Source organism: Streptomyces otsuchiensis, assembly GCF_004305975.1.
Classification (GTDB): Bacteria; Actinomycetota; Actinomycetes; order Streptomycetales; family Streptomycetaceae; genus Streptomyces; species Streptomyces otsuchiensis.
The window spans coordinates 1-1,368 of the sequence record NZ_BHZI01000528.1; the positions used below are offsets into that span (position 1 = coordinate 1).

The 1,368-nt window shown below is 76.8% G+C and carries 1 protein-coding gene; it reads left to right on the plus strand.

Going from position 1 to position 1,368, the window contains the following annotated elements; genetic code table 11:
* Nucleotides 1-291: 291 nt before the first annotated feature.
* Complete coding sequence (locus E0D90_RS25660; protein WP_130800298.1) at nt 292-1,356, plus strand: amidohydrolase family protein; 1,065 nt, start codon at nt 292-294, stop codon at nt 1,354-1,356.
* Nucleotides 1,357-1,368: the final 12 nt, after the last annotated feature.

Sequence of the window (1,368 nt, forward strand, 5' to 3'; positions counted from 1 at the left end):
AGTTTCGCCGCCGGCTTCAGATGTTTAAAAGACCCACCCCCCCCCCCGCCGCCCCGGCCCGCACGCCGTCCGCGGCGCACGCGACCGCCGGCACCGGCGGCGGGCCGCCGCCCGGTGAACGGCCCACGCCGTGACCGCACTGGCCCCATCCGTGACCGCACCGGCCCCATCCGTGACCGCACCGGCCCCATCCGTGACCGCACCGGCCCTATCCTGCCCCGCGCCCGCCCGTCGGGTCGGAGCGAAAACGACAGCGACCACCAGCACGACCGTGACCACTGGAGCGACGCCATGACCGTAGTGCGGATCCGCGGCCGGGCCCTGCCCGACGGCGAGCCCGTCGACCTCTGCGCCGACGGGGACCGCTGGACCACCGACCCCGCGCCGGACGCGGAACCGGTGGCCGAGGGCTGGCTGCTGCCGGGACTGGTCGACGCCCACACCCACCCCGGCATCGCCGAGGGGAACGGCGCGCCGTTCGACACCGCCCTGCTCCGTGCCGACCTGCGCCGCCATGTGGACGCCGGAGTCACCGTGGTCCGGGTACCGGGCCTCCCGGAGGAGCCGCCGAGCTGGTTCGGCACCGACCCGGAACTCCCCAGGGCCTGGTGGGCCGGCCGCTGGATCACCCAGCACGGCCAGTACTTCGACGGCTGGGCCCGGCGGCTCGACCACGCGGAGATGGCCGAGGCCGCGGCCGGGCAGGCGCGGCGCTCCGGCTGGGTCAAGGTCGTCGCCGACTGGGTCCACGAGGGCAACGCCATCCCCGTCGACGTCCTGACGGCGATGGTCGAGGCGGTGCACGCCGCCGGCGGCCGGGTCGCCGTGCACTCCATGCACGAGTCCGGCTGCGCGGCGGCGGTCGAGGCGGGCGTGGACTCGCTGGAACACGGCATGGGCCTGGACCCCCGGCTGCTGGACCGGATGGCGGCGCAGGGCACCGCCTTCACCCCGACCCTCACCATGGTCCAGGCCCCGGCGGAGGACATCCGCGCCCACGCGCCCCAGGGCGCGCCGCGCGAGTGGTATCTGCGGGGCGCGGACGCGCACCCCGCGCTGGTGGTGCGGGCGGTCGAGGCCGGCGTCACCCTCCTGGCCGGCACGGACTCCCGGCCCCACGGCCGGATCGCGGACGAGATCCGCTCACTGGTGCGGGCGGGCGTGCGCCCGCACGACGCGCTCGCCGCCGCGTCCTGGACGGCGCGGTCGTGGCTCGGGCTGCCCGGCCTGGTCCCCGGCGCCCCGGCGGACGCGGTGGTGTACGACACCGACCCGCGCACGGACCTGAGCGTCCTCGACCGCCCGACGGCGGTCATCCTGCGTGGTGCGGTGGTGCGGCGCGCTGCTACTCGCTGAACGTGTGGCCGC